General features: G+C 61.6%; 14 protein-coding genes. 8 read left to right on the top strand and 6 right to left on the bottom strand.

Annotation, left to right across the window (positions count from 1 at the left end):
- Window positions 1-689 precede the first annotated feature (689 nt).
- Together trmA and AB7933_RS29320 are read right to left on the bottom strand one after the other, a co-directional pair.
- Window positions 690-1,769: a tRNA (uridine(54)-C5)-methyltransferase TrmA gene (gene trmA / locus AB7933_RS29325; protein ID WP_024077517.1), complete on the bottom strand. Its 1,080-nt coding sequence runs from the start codon at window positions 1,767-1,769 to the stop codon at window positions 690-692.
- Window positions 1,766-3,061 (bottom strand): NCS2 family permease, encoded by a 1,296-nt coding sequence (locus AB7933_RS29320; protein ID WP_024077516.1) that lies wholly within the window; start codon window positions 3,059-3,061, stop codon window positions 1,766-1,768. Before AB7933_RS29320 ends, trmA begins: the two co-directional genes overlap by 4 nt.
- 188 nt (window positions 3,062-3,249) lie before the next feature.
- On the opposite strand from AB7933_RS29320, the gene AB7933_RS29315 reads away from it, so the two are divergent.
- From AB7933_RS29315 to AB7933_RS29300, 4 genes are all read left to right on the top strand, one after another.
- Entirely contained in the window at window positions 3,250-3,696 is a 447-nt protein-coding gene (locus tag AB7933_RS29315) for a DUF4879 domain-containing protein (protein ID WP_024077515.1), read from the top strand.
- Window positions 3,697-3,792: 96 nt separating this feature from the next.
- Entirely contained in the window at window positions 3,793-4,317 is a 525-nt protein-coding gene (locus AB7933_RS29310) for a (2Fe-2S)-binding protein (RefSeq protein WP_024077514.1), read from the top strand.
- Complete coding sequence (locus AB7933_RS29305; RefSeq protein ID WP_024077513.1) at window positions 4,314-5,303, top strand: FAD binding domain-containing protein; 990 nt, start codon at window positions 4,314-4,316, stop codon at window positions 5,301-5,303. Before AB7933_RS29310 ends, AB7933_RS29305 begins: the two co-directional genes overlap by 4 nt.
- Window positions 5,300-7,483, top strand: coding sequence for a xanthine dehydrogenase family protein molybdopterin-binding subunit (locus tag AB7933_RS29300; RefSeq protein WP_024077512.1), 2,184 nt, complete (start codon window positions 5,300-5,302; stop codon window positions 7,481-7,483). The genes AB7933_RS29305 and AB7933_RS29300 overlap by 4 nt, the downstream gene beginning before the upstream one ends.
- A 174-nt stretch (window positions 7,484-7,657) precedes the next feature.
- Here the strand turns inward: AB7933_RS29300 and AB7933_RS29295 are convergent, their stop codons facing one another.
- Window positions 7,658-8,908 carry an MFS transporter gene (locus AB7933_RS29295; protein ID WP_024077511.1) on the bottom strand — a complete coding sequence of 417 codons (1,251 nt, stop codon included), beginning with the start codon at window positions 8,906-8,908 and terminating at the stop codon, window positions 7,658-7,660.
- A 318-nt stretch (window positions 8,909-9,226) separates the two neighbouring features.
- Between AB7933_RS29295 and AB7933_RS29290 the strand changes: the two genes are divergently transcribed.
- The 3 genes from AB7933_RS29290 to AB7933_RS29280 are packed head-to-tail and all read left to right on the top strand — an operon-like array spanning window position 9,227 to window position 11,855.
- Entirely contained in the window at window positions 9,227-10,666 is a 1,440-nt protein-coding gene (locus tag AB7933_RS29290) for a cytochrome ubiquinol oxidase subunit I (protein ID WP_024077510.1), read from the top strand.
- Between the two features lies 1 nt (window position 10,667).
- Window positions 10,668-11,675, top strand: a complete 1,008-nt coding sequence (gene cydB / locus AB7933_RS29285; RefSeq protein WP_024077509.1) for a cytochrome d ubiquinol oxidase subunit II — start codon at window positions 10,668-10,670, stop codon at window positions 11,673-11,675.
- 12 nt (window positions 11,676-11,687) lie between these two features.
- Window positions 11,688-11,855, top strand: coding sequence for a DUF2474 domain-containing protein (locus tag AB7933_RS29280; protein ID WP_024077508.1), 168 nt, complete (start codon window positions 11,688-11,690; stop codon window positions 11,853-11,855).
- A 70-nt stretch (window positions 11,856-11,925) separates the two neighbouring features.
- Here AB7933_RS29280 and AB7933_RS29275 read toward each other — a convergent pair whose 3' ends face one another.
- Both AB7933_RS29275 and AB7933_RS29270 read right to left on the bottom strand, forming a co-directional pair.
- Window positions 11,926-13,050: a methyltransferase gene (locus AB7933_RS29275; RefSeq protein ID WP_024077507.1), complete on the bottom strand. Its 1,125-nt coding sequence runs from the start codon at window positions 13,048-13,050 to the stop codon at window positions 11,926-11,928.
- A 173-nt stretch (window positions 13,051-13,223) separates the two neighbouring features.
- Entirely contained in the window at window positions 13,224-13,934 is a 711-nt protein-coding gene (locus tag AB7933_RS29270; RefSeq protein ID WP_024077506.1) for a helix-turn-helix transcriptional regulator, read from the bottom strand.
- A 405-nt stretch (window positions 13,935-14,339) separates the two neighbouring features.
- On the opposite strand from AB7933_RS29270, the gene AB7933_RS29265 reads away from it, so the two are divergent.
- Window positions 14,340-15,116 carry a ferredoxin--NADP reductase gene (locus tag AB7933_RS29265; RefSeq protein ID WP_024077505.1) on the top strand — a complete coding sequence of 259 codons (777 nt, stop codon included), beginning with the start codon at window positions 14,340-14,342 and terminating at the stop codon, window positions 15,114-15,116.
- A gap of 44 nt (window positions 15,117-15,160) precedes the next feature.
- On the opposite strand, the gene mscL is transcribed toward AB7933_RS29265, so the two are convergent.
- Complete coding sequence (gene mscL, locus AB7933_RS29260; protein WP_017737414.1) at window positions 15,161-15,577, bottom strand: large-conductance mechanosensitive channel protein MscL; 417 nt, start codon at window positions 15,575-15,577, stop codon at window positions 15,161-15,163.
- Window positions 15,578-15,643 lie beyond the last annotated feature (66 nt).

The raw sequence follows: 15,643 nt of genomic DNA, 5'->3' as shown, positions 1-15,643 counted from the left end.
TAGGGTCTTTGCCAATACACAGGCCCCCGTAGGGGGCGGCTTAGCGGCGAGGGTGGTGGTTCAGTTAACACATGTGCTGACTGATGCACCGTCTTCGCTGCATGGGTATCTACACAACTTTGGCATGGCCCTGAACCTGTGGCGAGGGAGCTTGCTCCCGTGACGGCTCGGGAGCCGACGACTATCTAACTGATGCATCGCGACCTAAATGTGGGAGCGGGCGGTGCGACGATTCGACTTGCCCCCGATGGCGGCCTCTGGGCCGACTATTTTTTTGGTTTGGACCGGGTACATATCCGTTGCTGCGGTAACGGCCACTTAGGGTTCCGCCCTTACGGCGGCTCACTTTGGAAAAGCCCCAAAGTAAGCAAAGGGCTCTTGCCCCACCACTCGGCACCTCGCCCAGGCTCGGTGTGCCCGCAATCCGACAGTGATTTGGGGGGCCGCCGCCACGCGCCATCCATGGCGCGGGGCGGCTAAACCGGCATCCCTGCCGGTTTACCCCCCAAATCACTGTCGAATTGCGGCCAGCGTGGTTTAACGGGGCGCCTGAGATCAAGATCTAAAGCAAGATCAAGAGCGGCTCGCTTCGCATCTTGGTTAGCGTTGGTTGCTACACAGTTGTGTAGATACCCATGGTCATCGCTGGCAAGCCAGCTCCTACAGGGAATCTGTGGTGTCTGGCAGATTTATCGCCGGGTCAGCAACACCCCGGACTCCATATGATGGGTCCATGGAAACTGATCAAACATCGCGCACTGTGTAATGCGGTGCGTGTCATGCAGTTGCGCAATGTTCGCCGCCAGCGTCTCCGGGTTGCAGGAGATGTACAGGATGTTCTCGAAGCGCCGGGTCAGTTCGCAGGTGTCCGGGTCCATGCCGGCGCGGGGCGGGTCGACGAAGACGCTGCCGAATTCGTAGCTTTTCAGGTCGATGCCCTGCAAGCGACGGAACGGGCGCACTTCGTTCAGTGCTTCGGTGAGTTCTTCGGCGGAGAGGCGCACCAGGGTGACGTTATCCACCGCGTTTTCATCGAGGTTGCTCAACGCGGCATTCACCGAGGTCTTGCTGATCTCGGTAGCCAGCACTTTACGCACGCGGGTAGCCAGCGGCAGGGTGAAGTTGCCGTTGCCGCAATACAGCTCCAGCAAATCATCGGCGCGATCGCCCAGGGCTTCGTACGCCCAATTGAGCATCTTCTGGTTCACCGTGCCGTTGGGCTGGGTGAACGCACCTTCGGGTTGGCGGTAGCTGAACGTGCGGCCGCCGACGTCGAGTTTTTCCACCACGTAGTCATGGCCGATCACATCGCGCTTGCCCTTGGAGCGGCCGATGATGCTCACGTTCAGATCCGCAGCCAGTTGGTTCGCGGCCGTGTGCCAATGCTCGTCCAGCGGGCGGTGATAGCACAGGGTGATCATCGCGTCGCCCGCCAGGGTGGTGAGGAATTCCACCTGGAACAGCTTGTGGCTCAGGGCGGCGCTGGCTTGCCAGGCGGCCTTGAGCTGGGGCATCAGCTGGTTGATGCGCTGGCTGGCGATGGGAAATTCTTCGATCAGGATCGGCGTGCGTTTGTCATCCTGGGAGAACATCGCATAGTGGCGCTCGCCACCCTCGCGCCACAGGCGAAACTCCGCGCGCAGGCGAAAGTGCTGCAGCGGCGAGTCGAAGACCTGCGGCTCGGGGGCGTCGAACGGTGCCAGCAGGTCACGCAAGCGCGTGACCTTGTCTTGCAGTTGAACGGTGTAGCGTGCGGCATCAAAAGTCATGCGTTGAACCAGCCCAGCTTGATCACAAACAGAATCGACAGAATCACCAGTGCCGGGTTCAGCTCACGGTAGCGGCCCGAAAGCAGCTTGATGGCGGTCCAGGCGATGAAACCGAAGGCAATGCCGTTGGCGATGGAGTAAGTGAAGGGCATCGCCAGGGCGGTAATCACCACTGGCGCTGCAACAGTAATGTCTTCCCAGTCGATTTCCGCCAGGCCCGATGTCATCAGCACCGCGACGAACAGCAGCGCCGGTGCGGTGGCGAAGGCCGGAACGCTGGCGGCCAGTGGCGAGAAGAACAGCGCCAGCAGGAACAGGATTGCCACCACGATGGCGGTCAAGCCGGTACGGCCACCGGCACTCACGCCGGCGGCGGATTCGATGTAGCTGGTGGTGGTCGAGGTGCCGAGCAGCGAACCGGCCATCGCCGCGGTGCTGTCGGCGATCAGCGCACGGCCCATTTTCGGCATGTGGCCGTCCTTGCCCATCAGGCCGGCGCGCTTGGCCACGCCGATCAGGGTGCCGGAGTTGTCGAACAGGTCGACGAACAGGAAGGCGAAGATCACGCTGACCAGGCCGATATCCAGCGCGCCCTTGATATCCAGCTGCAGGAAGGTCGGGGCCAGGGACGGTGGCATCGACGTTACGCCGCCAAAGGGCGTGACACCCAACAGGATGGAGACGACGGTCACCGCCAGGATGCCGATCAGCACCGCGCCGCGCACGGCCAGGGCTTCAAGGGCCACGATCAGCACGAAACCGAGGGTGGCGAGAATCGGTGCCGGTTGTTTCAAGTCGCCCAGGCCCACCATGGTGGCCGGGTTGCTGACCACGATCCCGGCGTTGTGCAGGGCGATCAGCGCCAGGAACAGGCCGATACCGGCGGCAATCGCCGAGCGCAGGGGCAGGGGGATGCTGTTGATGATCCATTCACGGATGCGGAAGATCGACAGCAGGAAGAACAACACCGCCGAAATAAACACCGCACCCAGCGCCACTTGCCAGGTATGGCCCATGTGCAGGACCACGGTGTAGGTGAAGAAGGCGTTGAGGCCCATGCCCGGCGCCAGGGCGATCGGGTAGTTGGCGATCAGGCCCATGACGGTCGAACCGATGGCGGCGGCCAGGCAGGTCGCAACGAAGACGGCGCCCTTGTCCATGCCGGTCTCGCCGAGGATGCTCGGGTTCACGAACAAGATGTAGGCCATGGCCAGGAATGTCGTGATGCCCGCGAGAATCTCGGTGCGCACGTTGGTGTTGTGTGCCTTGAGTTGAAACAGCTTTTCCAGCATGCCTGCTCCCTGTGACGCTATGTTGCGTCGTTATTTGTTGACCTCTAAGTCAAAGCACAAACTGCGCCAAGCGCTTGTGGTTCCAGAGAGGATCGGAAAAAGCGGCGCATCATACCAGCAGCCGAGGCTGTGTGGCGCATGGCCTTGAGGCATACTGCGGCGACGTTCAATAGCGGGTCATCGACAGCATGAAAAAAGCCAACGCGTGGAGTCTAGCCCTGATCACTTGTCTCGGCCTGTGGTTGGGCGCGGCACCGGTGTGGGGCGCGACTGCACCGCCCTTGAGCGAGGTGCGCGTGTTCAAGGTTGAGTCGGCGGGTTGCAGCGAAACCATCCCGGAGCGCGCGCAAAGTACGCAGATGTGCACGCATCGTGGGCCTACCAAGGTGTCGGTGATGGAAGTCGGCCTGGGCCACAACCCCATGGGCCGCTTCAATGGTGCCGAGCTGGACGGGCAACGTACGCCCGTGTGCCAGGTCGGCAACATCAGCCAAGCCTGCAACGGGGCAGGCACCCTGATGGGCTACATCTATGTATTTGACCTGAATGTCGAAGCCCAAGGCTGGTTCGAATACAGCAATTCCTCGATCAACGGCCCGCAGAACACCCTGAAGACACAGCTCAATATCCGCTGATCAATCAGCTTGAACGCTCAAAACCCCGGGAAGTCGTACCCCTGAGACGGCGACTTTCCTGAACGCCGCGGATGTCCACCAACCCGTGAGGTGTTTATGAGCGCGACCCCCAATGGCGCGGCGACCCAACCGTTCGTCGCCCACTCGATACGCTTGACCCTGAACGGCCAGGCTCGCCAACTGGACGTGTTGCCCTGGACCACGCTGCTGGACCTGCTGCGCGAACAACTGGACCTGGTCGGCAGCAAAAAAGGCTGCGACCACGGCCAATGCGGCGCCTGCACGGTGTTGCGCGACGGCAAGCGCGTCAACGCCTGCCTGACCCTGGCCGTGATGTGCGACGGCGCCGAGTTGACCACCATCGAGGGCCTGGCCGACGGGGAGCAACTGCACCCGATGCAGCAAGCCTTTATCACCCACGATGCCTTCCAGTGCGGTTACTGCACCCCTGGCCAGATTTGTTCCGCGGTTGGCCTGGCCAATGAAGGCCGCGCCCACGACAGCGCGCAGATCCAGGAGCTGATGAGCGGCAACCTGTGCCGTTGCGGTGCCTATACCAACATCCGCGCAGCCATCGAAGACGCACTGCCGGCCTGCCGTGCCCGGGGAGGTCAGCGATGAATCCCTTCCACTACAGCAAGCCGGCCAATGTGCATGAGGCGGTGCACCTGAGCAGCGCGGCGTCGCGCTTTATTGCCGGTGGTACCAACCTGCTCGACCTGATGAAAGAAAACATCAGCCGGCCCGAGCACCTGATCGATATCACCGGGCTGCCGCTGCACGCGGTTGAAGAAACGGCCGAGGGTGGCGTGCGGATCGGTGCGCTGGTCAGCAATGCCGACCTGGCCTGGCACCCCTTGATCGAGCAGCGCTACCCGCTGCTGTCCCAGGCCATCCTCGCCGGTGCTTCGCCGCAATTGCGCAATATGGCCAGCACCGGCGGCAACCTGTTGCAGCGCACCCGTTGCTACTACTTCTATGACGCCGCCGTGCCCTGCAATAAACGACTGCCTGGCAGCGGTTGCCCGGCGCGCACCGGGTTGAACCGCATCCATGCGATCCTCGGTGCCAGCGAGCAATGCGTGGCCACCCATCCGTCGGACATGTGCGTGGCCCTCGCCGCCCTGGCGGCGCGGGTGCATGTGCAAGGGCGCGGCGGCGCGCGCGTCATCGAGTTTGCCGACTTCCATCGCTTGCCCGGCGATACGCCGCAGCGCGACAACCTGCTGGCCGACGATGAACTGATCACCGCTATCGAGTTGCCCGCCGACCACCTGGCACGCCACAGCCACTACCTGAAAATTCGCGACCGCGCGTCGTACGCCTTTGCCCTGGTCTCCGTCGCTGCGGCCTTGGAACTGGACGGCGATCGCATCGTCGACGCCCGCCTGGCCCTGGGCGGCGTGGCCCATAAACCCTGGCGTGATCGCGCGGTGGAAACCGCGCTGATCGGCCAGGCGGTCAGCCGCGAAACCTTCAGCAACGCTGCCGACGCTTTGCTGCAAGACGCCGAGCCGCTGCAACACAACGGCTTCAAGATCAAACTGGCGCGCCGCGCAATCATTCGCGCACTGAGTGATGCCGCTGTCGCAGGAGAACGCCCATGACGGCTATCGGCAAACCCCTGGACCGTGTCGACGGTCTGCTCAAAGTCACCGGCCAGGCACGATATGCCGGTGAGTTTCCCGAGGACGGCCTGCTTCATGGCAGCGTGGTCTCCAGCACCATCGCCAAAGGGCGCGTCATCAAGATCGATGCGACCAAAGCCCTGGCGCTGCCGGGCGTGGTCAGGGTGCTCGATCACCTCAACCGGCCGACAATCGCCAGCTACGATGACGCCTTCGCCGATGCCGACGCGGCGGATGGCTCGCCGTTTCGCCCGCTGTACAACGACCGCGTGCTCTACAGCGGCCAGCCCCTGGCCCTGGTGATCGCCGACAACCTGGAACTGGCGCGGCATGCCGGTTCCCTGGTCGAAATCGAGTACGAAACCGAACCCTTCGACACCGACCTGCTGGCCCGGCAGGAACACGCTTATCCTTCGCCGCAGACCCCGCCCGAGCCGCGCGGCAACTTTCAGGCCCAATGGAGCGCCGCCGCCGTCAGCCTCGACCTGCACTACAGCACTCCCATCGAACACCACAACCCCATGGAGCCCCACGCCAGTACCGTGCTGTATCAGCCGGATGGCACCCTGCATATCCATGACAAGACCCAGGGGCCGCAGAACTGCCAAGCCTATGTGCAAAAAGTGTTCTGCTTGGATAAAAGCCAGGTGCGCATCTTTGCCGCCTTCGTCGGCGGCGCTTTCGGCTCGGGCCTGCGCCCGCAATACCAATTGCCGTTGGCGGTGATGGCCTCCCTGGCGCTCAAGCGTTCGGTACGTGTCACCCTGACCCGGCAACAGATGTTCACCTTCGGTTACCGCCCGCGCACCTTGCAGCGTTTGCAGATGGGCGCCGCGGCCAACGGTCGCCTGCTGGCCCTGGGGCACACCGCGATTGGCCAGACCTCGCGCTTCGAGGACTTCAGCGAGCATGTGGTGGAGTGGAGCGGCATGCTCTACCACTGCGACAACGTCCAACTGACCTACCAATTGGTGCCCCTGGACGTGTTCACCCCCTTGGACATGCGCGCACCGGGCGCTGCCCTCGGCGTGATCGGCCTGGAGTGCGCCATGGACGAACTCGCCTGCGCCTTAGGCATGGACCCGGTGCAACTGCGCTTGATCAACTACGCCGAGCGCAACCAGAACGAAGACAAACCCTGGTCGAGCAAAGCCCTGCGCGAGTGCTACCGCGACGGCGCCGAGCGCTTCGGCTGGCGCGAGCGCAACCCGGAACCGCGCAGCATGCGCGACGGCCGTCAATTGATCGGCTGGGGCATGGCCGGCGGGGTATGGGAAGCCATGCAGATGAAGGCCAGCGCCAAGGCGCGGATCGACGCCGATGGCAAGCTGACCGTGAGCAGTGCCACCACCGATATCGGCACCGGGACTTACACGGTGATGACCCAGATCGCGGCGCAGGCCAGCGGTGTGGCGGTGGAGGATGTGCGTTTTCTGCTCGGCGACTCTTCGTTACCCACCGCGCCATTGCAGGGCGGCTCGTTTACCGTCTCGTCCGTCGGCACCGCCGTGCAGCAGGCCTGCGAAGCGTTGACGAGCAAGTTGCTGAGCATTGCCCGGCAGACTTACCCGGTATTCAAGCAGGCCGAATCCGTACGCTTTGAAGACGGCCAGTTGCACACCGGTGACGTGAGTGTGACGTTGGCGCAGTTGGTCAAGGACAGCGGCGAAGACGCATTGGAGGTGCAGGTCGACAGCGAACCGGATAAAAAACGTGAGGGCTACGCTACCGCCACCCATTCAGCGGTGTTCGTTGAAGTGCGTGTGGATGAGGACCTGGGCACGATCAAGGTCAGCCGTGTCGTCAGCGCGATTGCCGCTGGGCGTGTGGTCAATCCGAAGATGGCGCGCAGCCAGATCCTCGGCGGGGTGGTATGGGGCATCGGCATGGCCCTGCATGAAGAGACCCAGGTCGACCATCAACTGGGGCGCGGCATGAACCACAGCCTGGCGGAGTACCACATCCCGGTGAATGCCGATATTGGCGAGATTGACGTGCTGTTTGTCGAAGAGCACGACGAGATCGTCAACGCCCTCGGGTCCAAGGGCGTGGGCGAGATTGGCATTGTCGGAGTGGCGGCGGCAGTGGCCAATGCGATTTATCACGCCACCGGCAAGCGGGTGCGGGAGTTTCCGATCACCCTGGATAAGGTGCTCTAACGCAGTTCTTTCAAACCCATGGCGATCCAGATGTGGCAGGGGGCTTGCCCCCGGCAGCCATGGGTATCTGCACGACTGTTCAGCCCCTGACAAATCACCCACAACTGCCCTGTCTGTCGGGTGCTCAGTATTGAGCCAACGTTGTGTAGATACCCATGCCCCCTCCCACATGGGTTATGCGGTAGTTTTTTGAGCGGGCTCTTCCACCGGCACATGCATACGGTCGCGATTGGCCAGGGTCGGGAACAGTTTGATCCACACCCCCGTCACCACCAACGTGCCGATACCGCCCATCACCACCGCCGGCACAGTGCCGAACCAGTGGGCGGTAATCCCGGATTCGAACTCGCCCAATTGATTCGAGGCGCCAATAAACAGGCCATTGACCGCACTGACCCGCCCGCGCATTTCATCCGGGGTTTCCAGTTGCACAAAGGAGGCGCGGATCACCATGCTGATCATGTCCGCCGCGCCCAGCACCACCAGCACGGCCAGGGAAAACCAGAACGAAGTGGAGAGGCCGAAGGCAATGGTCGCCACGCCAAACACCCCGACGGCGGTAAACATGACCCGGCCGACCTGTCGGTCCACCGCAAACCGTGCCAACCACAGCGACATCAGCAAGGCACCGACAGCGGGGGCCGAGCGTAGCAGGCCCAGGCCCCAGGCGCCGGTCAGCAGGATGTCCTTGGCAAACACCGGCAGCAACGCAGTGGCGCCGCCGAGCAGCACGGCGAACAGGTCGAGGGAAATCGCGCCGAGGATGTCCGGGCGGCTGCGGATAAAGCGGATGCCGGCGAGCAGCGAATCCAACGTTGCCTTGCCTGTATTGAGCGGGGTCTGGCGGGCGGGCAGGTTGAGGGTCAAGACGCAGGCAATCAGGTACAGCACCACGGTCGGGCCATACACCCACACGCTGCCAAAGGCGTAGAGCAACCCACCGAGGGCCGGCGCGACGATAGTCGCCAGTTGCTGGGCCGATTGTGACGAAGCCACGGCGCGCGGAAACAGCGCGCTGGGCACGATGCTCGGCAGCAGCGCCTGGGTGGTGGGCATCTCGAAGGACCGCGCGGCACCCAGCACGAAGGCGAGGATAAAGATCATCTCGCGGGTTACGTTGCCAGTCAGGCCACCGATGGCCAGGGACAAGGCGATCAGCGCCTGCACGGTCTGGCAGATGGCCGCGACTTTACGCCGCTCATAGCGGTCGGCCACATGCCCGGTGTGCAGCATGAACAGCACGCGTGGGACGAATTCCACCAGGCCGACCAGGCCCAGGTCGAGTACGTTGCCGGTCAGTTGGTAGAGGTTCCAGCCGATGGCCACGGTAAGCATCTGGAAGCCGCTGGCGGTGAAGATCCGCGCCAGCCAGAACGCGATGAAAGGGCGGTGGTGACGTAACAGCAACGCGGGTTCACTGGGCATCGGAAATTCTGGTCAAGGCCGGAGGGAAGGGTGAGATTAGCATCAAGCTGTAACAATTAGTTGCGAGAAGAGGGCTGAGGCAAGCTGTCACGCGGCAAAAGACCACACAGGCCAATCGCGAAAATGGGACTACTCTTTTGACTGTGATTGATCCAGATCAAAGTCATTTCAGAATTTGTTCTGGCGGCCGCAAGGCCAGGATCCCTGCGTGGTTGGTTAAAAAAAGAAACGAATTGAAATTCGCCACACTCCATATCCGTGGGGGCAGTGGATGCGGCCTCCAGCCAGCATTCGGTATTACCTGACAGAGGAAGACTTATGTTCGGTTTGGAGGCGCTAGATCTCGCCCGAATTCAATTTGCGTTCACCATCTCGTTTCACATCCTGTTCCCGGCGATCACCATTGGCCTGGCCAGTTACCTTGCGGTGCTGGAAGGTCTGTGGCTCAAGACCCATAACGACACCTACCGTGACCTCTACCACTTCTGGTCGAAGATCTTTGCCGTCAACTTCGGCATGGGCGTGGTCTCCGGCTTGGTCATGGCCTACCAGTTCGGTACCAACTGGAGCCGCTTCTCGGACTTCGCCGGCTCCGTCACCGGGCCGCTGCTCACGTACGAAGTGCTCACGGCCTTCTTCCTCGAGGCCGGTTTCCTCGGCGTGATGCTGTTCGGCTGGAACAAGGTGGGGCGCAAGCTGCACTTCTTCGCCACGGTAATGGTGGCGGTCGGTACGTTGATCTCCACCTTCTGGATCCTGGCGTCCAACAGCTGGATGCAGACGCCCCAGGGCTTTGAAATCATCGACGGCCGCGTGATTCCCACCGACTGGCTGGCGGTGATCTTCAACCCGTCGTTCCCCTACCGCCTGATGCACATGGCCACGGCCGCGTTTGTCGCCACGGCCTTCTTCGTCGGCTCCTCGGCGGCCTGGCATTTGTTGCGTGGCAAGGACACCCCCGCGATCCGCACCATGTTGTCGATGGCGATGTGGATGGCCCTGATCGTGGCGCCTATCCAGGCGGTGATCGGTGACTTCCACGGCCTCAACACGCTCAAGCATCAGCCGGCGAAAATCGCCGCGATTGAAGGCCACTGGGAAAATATCGGCAATGAGCCGACGCCGTTGATCCTGTTTGGCTGGCCGGACATGAAAGCCGAAAAAACCAAATACGCGGTGGAAATTCCCTACCTGGGCAGCCTGATCCTGACCCACTCCCTGGACAAACAGGTGCCGGCGCTCAAGGAGTTTGCGCCTGAAGACCGCCCCAACTCGACCATTGTGTTCTGGTCGTTCCGGGTCATGGTCGGCCTGGGCTTGCTGATGATCTTCACCGGGCTGTTCAGCCTCTGGCTGCGCCGGGGCGGCAAGATGTACACCTCCAGGCCGTTCCTGTACCTGGCCCTGTGGATGGGCCCGTCCGGCCTGATCGCGATCCTCGCGGGCTGGTTCACCACCGAAATCGGTCGCCAGCCGTGGGTCGTCTACGGGTTGATGCGCACGGCGGATGCGTCCTCCGGGCATAGCCTGGCGCAGATGACCATCACCCTGGTGCTGTTCGTGGTGGTGTACTTCGCGCTGTTCGGCGCAGGCCTGGGCTACATGATGCGCCTGGTACGCAAAGGCCCTGTGACCCACGAAAGCACCGAGCCGACCCACGGTGGCCCTGGCCAGAAACGCACACCGGCCCGTCCATTGTCCGCCGCCGATGATGGCGGCGATGACGACCACGCCCACATCCAGCACAAGGGGAATTGAGATGGGTATTGATCTTCCGCTGATCTGGGCCGTGATCATCATCTTCGGCATCATGATGTACGTGGTCATGGACGGCTTCGACCTGGGCATCGGCATCCTCTTCCCGTTTATTCCGGGCAAGACCGACCGTGACGTGATGATGAACACCGTCGCCCCGGTCTGGGACGGTAACGAAACCTGGCTGGTGCTGGGGGGCGCGGCGTTGTTCGGCGCCTTCCCGCTGGCCTACTCGGTGGTGTTGTCGGCCCTGTACCTGCCGTTGATGCTGATGCTGATCGGGCTGATCTTTCGCGGCGTGGCCTTCGAGTTTCGCTTCAAGGCCAAGGACCACAAGCGTCACCTGTGGGACAAGGCGTTTATCGGCGGCTCACTGGCGGCGACCTTCTTCCAGGGCGTGGCGCTGGGGGCGTTTATCGACGGCATCCCGGTGGTCAATCGCCAATTTGCCGGCGGCTCGCTGGATTGGCTCACGCCGTTCACGATGTTCTGCGGGGTGGCGCTGATCGTGGCCTATGCGTTGCTCGGCTGCACCTGGCTGATCATGAAAACCGAAGGCCCGTTGCAGGAGAAGATGCACAACCTGGCGCAGCCATTGGCCTTTGTGGTGCTGGCGGTGATTGGGATCGTCAGCCTGTGGACGCCGCTGGCGCACCCGGAAATCGCCTCGCGCTGGTTCACCCTGCCGAACCTGTTCTGGTTCCTGCCGGTACCGATCCTGGTGCTGGTGACCATGTACGGGTTGATCCGCGCCGTGGCGCGTAATGCGCACTACACGCCGTTCCTGCTGACGCTGGTGCTGATCTTCCTTGGCTACAGCGGCCTGGGGATCAGCCTGTGGCCCAATATCATCCCGCCCTCGGTATCGATCTGGGATGCGGCTGCACCGCCGCAAAGCCAGGGCTTCATGCTGGTGGGTACGCTGTTCATCATTCCGTTCATCCTGGGCTACACCTTCTGGAGCTACTACGTGTTCCGCGGCAAGGTCACCCACGAAGACGGCTATCACTAGGAGGGTCGTTCCATGTCTGGCAAACCTTCGTTGCACGAGATTGAACAGGCCGAGAAACAGCCGTTGTGGCGGCGCCTGGGGTGGTTGGCGATGATCTGGAGCGCCAGCGTGCTGGCCCTGTTCATCGTGGCCACCCTGATGCGCATGTTCATGAGCGCGGCCGGCCTGACCACTCACTGACATCCCATCCCGTTGCCTTGCGGCACGGTTTTTTGACCCTGTTCCCTCTTTGGAGGGGCGGGGTCTTTTTTTATTTGCGCGCTTTGAGGATCACGAACTTCGGTGTGGCGGCGACTTGCTCGACGCCTCGGAACAGCCGCGCCAACTTGCTGTGATAGCCCAGATGGCGGTTGCCGACGATATAGAGGGCGCCGCCTGCCACCAAGGCTTCGCGCGCCTGTTGGAACATGCGCCAGGCGAGGAAGTCGCCGACCACCTGTTGCTGGTGGAACGGCGGGTTGCACAGCACCACGTCGAGGGACTCCGGCGCCTGGCCTGCCAGGCCGTCGCCGGCATGGACACTCACCGCGCGCGCGCCGAGGGCCGCTTGCCAATTCTCGGCGGCTGATTGCACGGCCATGTAGGACTCGTCCACCAAGGTGTACTGCGCCTGCGGGTTTTGCAGGGCGCTGGCAATCGCCAATACGCCGTTGCCGCATCCAAGGTCCGCGACGCGCGCGGCGCCCAGGCCCTTGGGCAAGTGGGGCAGGAACGCACGGGTGCCGATGTCCAGTCCTTCGCGGCAGAACACGTTGGCATGGTTGAGCAGCTCGATGGGCGGTGTTTCCAGGGTATAGCGTGTCGGGTAGGGCGACACCGCTGCCGGGCGGTCTGCCAATGTTGCGATCAGCAAACGTGCCTTTTTTACCGCCAGTGAAGCGTGCATCGGTCCGATATAGCGTTCCAGCAATTCACCGGCGGCCCGTGGCAGATGCTTGATCATCGCCCCCGCGACCACTTCGGCGCCCGGGGCCAGTTGGCCTTGCAGGCGAATCAGCTGTTCTTCCAGCAAGGCCAGGGTTTTCGGGACGCGTATCAGCACCCGGTCGAATGGCCCGATGGGCACCTGGCTGGCCGGGACAAAACTCACTGTGTCGAACGCCTTGCCGTTGCGCACCAGGTTTTTCTCCAGGCCCTGGGCGGCAAGAAACGAATCACCACTGGACGTCACCTGCACCCGGCCTTCGAGGCTGGCCGCCAGGGCGCCAAAACTGTCGTTGAGTACCAGCACGCGGGTCGTTGCGCCCGGCTGTTGCTCAGCCAAGTGACTGAGCAGGTACTCGTCGGCGGCGTCGAAGGCCTGCAGCGGATCATTGTGTTGCTCTGGCTGGCGGATCAGATCGAGCTGGGCGAATGGACTGTCGAGCAGGGGCATGGCAGGGGAGGCTCTGGGTAATCGATGGGTGTTCGGCAGGGGGCGTGAGGCGCGCTGGTCGAACCGTCTGAGTGAACTGCGAGGCGACGCCTTGGCGGCGGCATCAACACTCAGAGTTGGTCGTAAATGTTACTTATTTTTTGCAAGGATTACATGCAGCGTTTCCGGGGCGGTTAAAACAGCCCGGCTTTTGATGCCCTCAGTACAGCGGCAATCTTGTTATTGACCCCCAGTTTCTTGAACGTACGGCTGATATGAAAACCCACCGTACGCTCCGACAGGCAGAGGATGCCGGCAATGTCGGCGGCGGTCTTGCCCAGGGCTGACCATCTGAGGACTTCCGTTTCCCGCTCGGTCAATTTGCAGGGCGGGGTAATGCTTGGGTTGTCGGCAAATTTTTGTGCGACAACCGCGTGCATCGCATGGCAGAGCCACAAGACATGGCCGGCCTTTTCATACAGTTCTTCCGGGCTGACTGCGCCCTCGCTGCGTCCCAGGGACAGCATGCTGAACACACCCTGGAAGTCGTGGACCGATTGGGTCCACCCCAGATGCACACCCTGTGACCGGGCCAGTTCCCACAGGCTTGGCACGGCGGTGAAGAGTTTTTCCTCCCTGACAATGGGTAATACGCAATGTTTGCAATGGTTGACGACCGGGTCTACTTCGAAGTAGTGGGCCTGGTCATACTGCAGGTTCCATTCATTCGGATAGTTGTTGAGATGAATCGGTTTGGTTGAGTTTGTCGGTAGTTGAGAACTCATGGTGAAGGAACAGAATTGGAAGCCGAGTTCAAGGGTTCTGTTGATAACCATTTCAAATACGCTGGTGATCTTGTCCTCGCCTTCCAGTTTGGGAATCCGTGTATTTCGCCAGTTAACCATTGGTAACTCTCCATAACGTGTCGGCGGCATGGGTACATCCTGAGCCCCAGTGCTGCACGCAAATGAGTGTAGGACATGATCTACATCAATGTCGGAAATTTCTTTCTTGGTAGGGAGAGGGGAAAGATAGTTTCAGCAGTAATATTAATTTGCCATCAAGCGTTCGATGGAGGTTGCCCCTTCCATTTCACGAGGGCAGTGCACTACCTGTAACACCCAACTAACAAATGGGCCGCGCTTCAATGTAATGGCGCGGTGTTGTGTTATAGCGAAATAATTAGACGAGCAATTAAAGTGCCATTAGCTTTGGTCCCCCAAGGGGCATTCAGGATGTCACTACCGACTGCAGGTGTTTCCGCGCGTGACTTTGAGGGACACTAGGGCACCTGTAGAACGGAGTTCCCCATGACGGCCAGTGCTGAGAAATTTACCCGCCAGACCTTGCTCGACGTGCAATCGCTGACCCCCAGCCTCTTCACCTTGCGGACCACCCGCGACCCCGGCTTTCGGTTTGTCGCCGGCCAGTTCGTGCGCCTGGGGGTCACCAAGGCGGATGGCAGCACCGTATGGCGCGCTTACTCTGTGGTGTCTTCACCGTTCGATGAGCACTTGGATTTTTTCTCGATTGTTGTGCCCGGCGGCGAGTTCACCAGCGAACTGAGTCGCCTGCGTGTGGGCGACACGCTGTTGGTCGAGCGCCAGGCTACGGGGTTCCTCACCCTGAACCGTTTCGTCGATGGCCGCGACCTTTGGCTGCTGGGCACTGGCACCGGGGTGGCGCCGTTCCTGTCGATCCTGCAGGACTTCGAGGTGTGGGAAAAATTCGAGCGCATCATCCTGGTGTACAGCGCGCGGGAAGCCAGGGAGCTGGCCTATCAGTCGCTTATCCAGGGCTTGGGCGAGCGCGAGTACCTGGCTGAATATGCGCACAAACTGACCTACCTGCCGCTCGTCACGCGTGAGCAGCATCCGGGCGCGTTGAATGGGCGTATCACCACCTTGATCGAGAATGGCGAGTTGGAGCGCGCGGCCGGCGTCGAGCTGAGCCCGGAGCATTCGCGCGTGATGATTTGCGGCAACCCCCAGATGATCGACGACACCCGCCAATTGCTCAAACAGCGCGACATGCAATTGAGCCTGTCCCGGCGCCCTGGCCAGGTGGCCGTGGAGAATTACTGGTAACAAAAAAGGCGCCCCTCGAGGCGCCTTTCTGCAAGTCGATGGGGTTACAGCGGCTTGTCGTTCTGTGCCTTGAGCAGATCACGGATCTCACCCAGCAACACTTCTTCCTTGGTTGGCGTCGGTGGCAGGCTCGGCGCCACGGCTTCTTCGCGCTTGAGGCGGTTGATGGCCTTCACACCCATGAAGATCGCAAACGCGACGATCACAAAGTCGATCACGCTCTGAATGAACTTGCCGTACGCCAGCACAACCGCGGGCACGTCACCCTGCGCGGCTTTGAGCGTTATCGCCAGGTCGCCGAAGTCTACGCCACCGATCAACAGACCAATGGGCGGCATCACCACGTCGCCTACGAACGAGGAAACAATTTTGCCGAAGGCGGCGCCGATGATGATACCGACGGCCATGTCGACCACATTACCTTTGACCGCGAAGGCCTTGAACTCACTGATCACGCCCATAGGTTATTCCTTGTTACAGATTAGAAGGGTGCTGCTCAGTGTAAGTCAGTCGTGGAGGGCTTGCCT

The sequence above is a fragment of the Pseudomonas gorinensis genome (genome assembly GCF_042015035.1).
Taxonomy (GTDB): Bacteria; Pseudomonadota; Gammaproteobacteria; order Pseudomonadales; family Pseudomonadaceae; genus Aquipseudomonas; species Aquipseudomonas gorinensis.
Note: the sequence above shows the minus strand (reverse complement) of the source record. Positions and strands in the feature narration are given on the sequence as shown.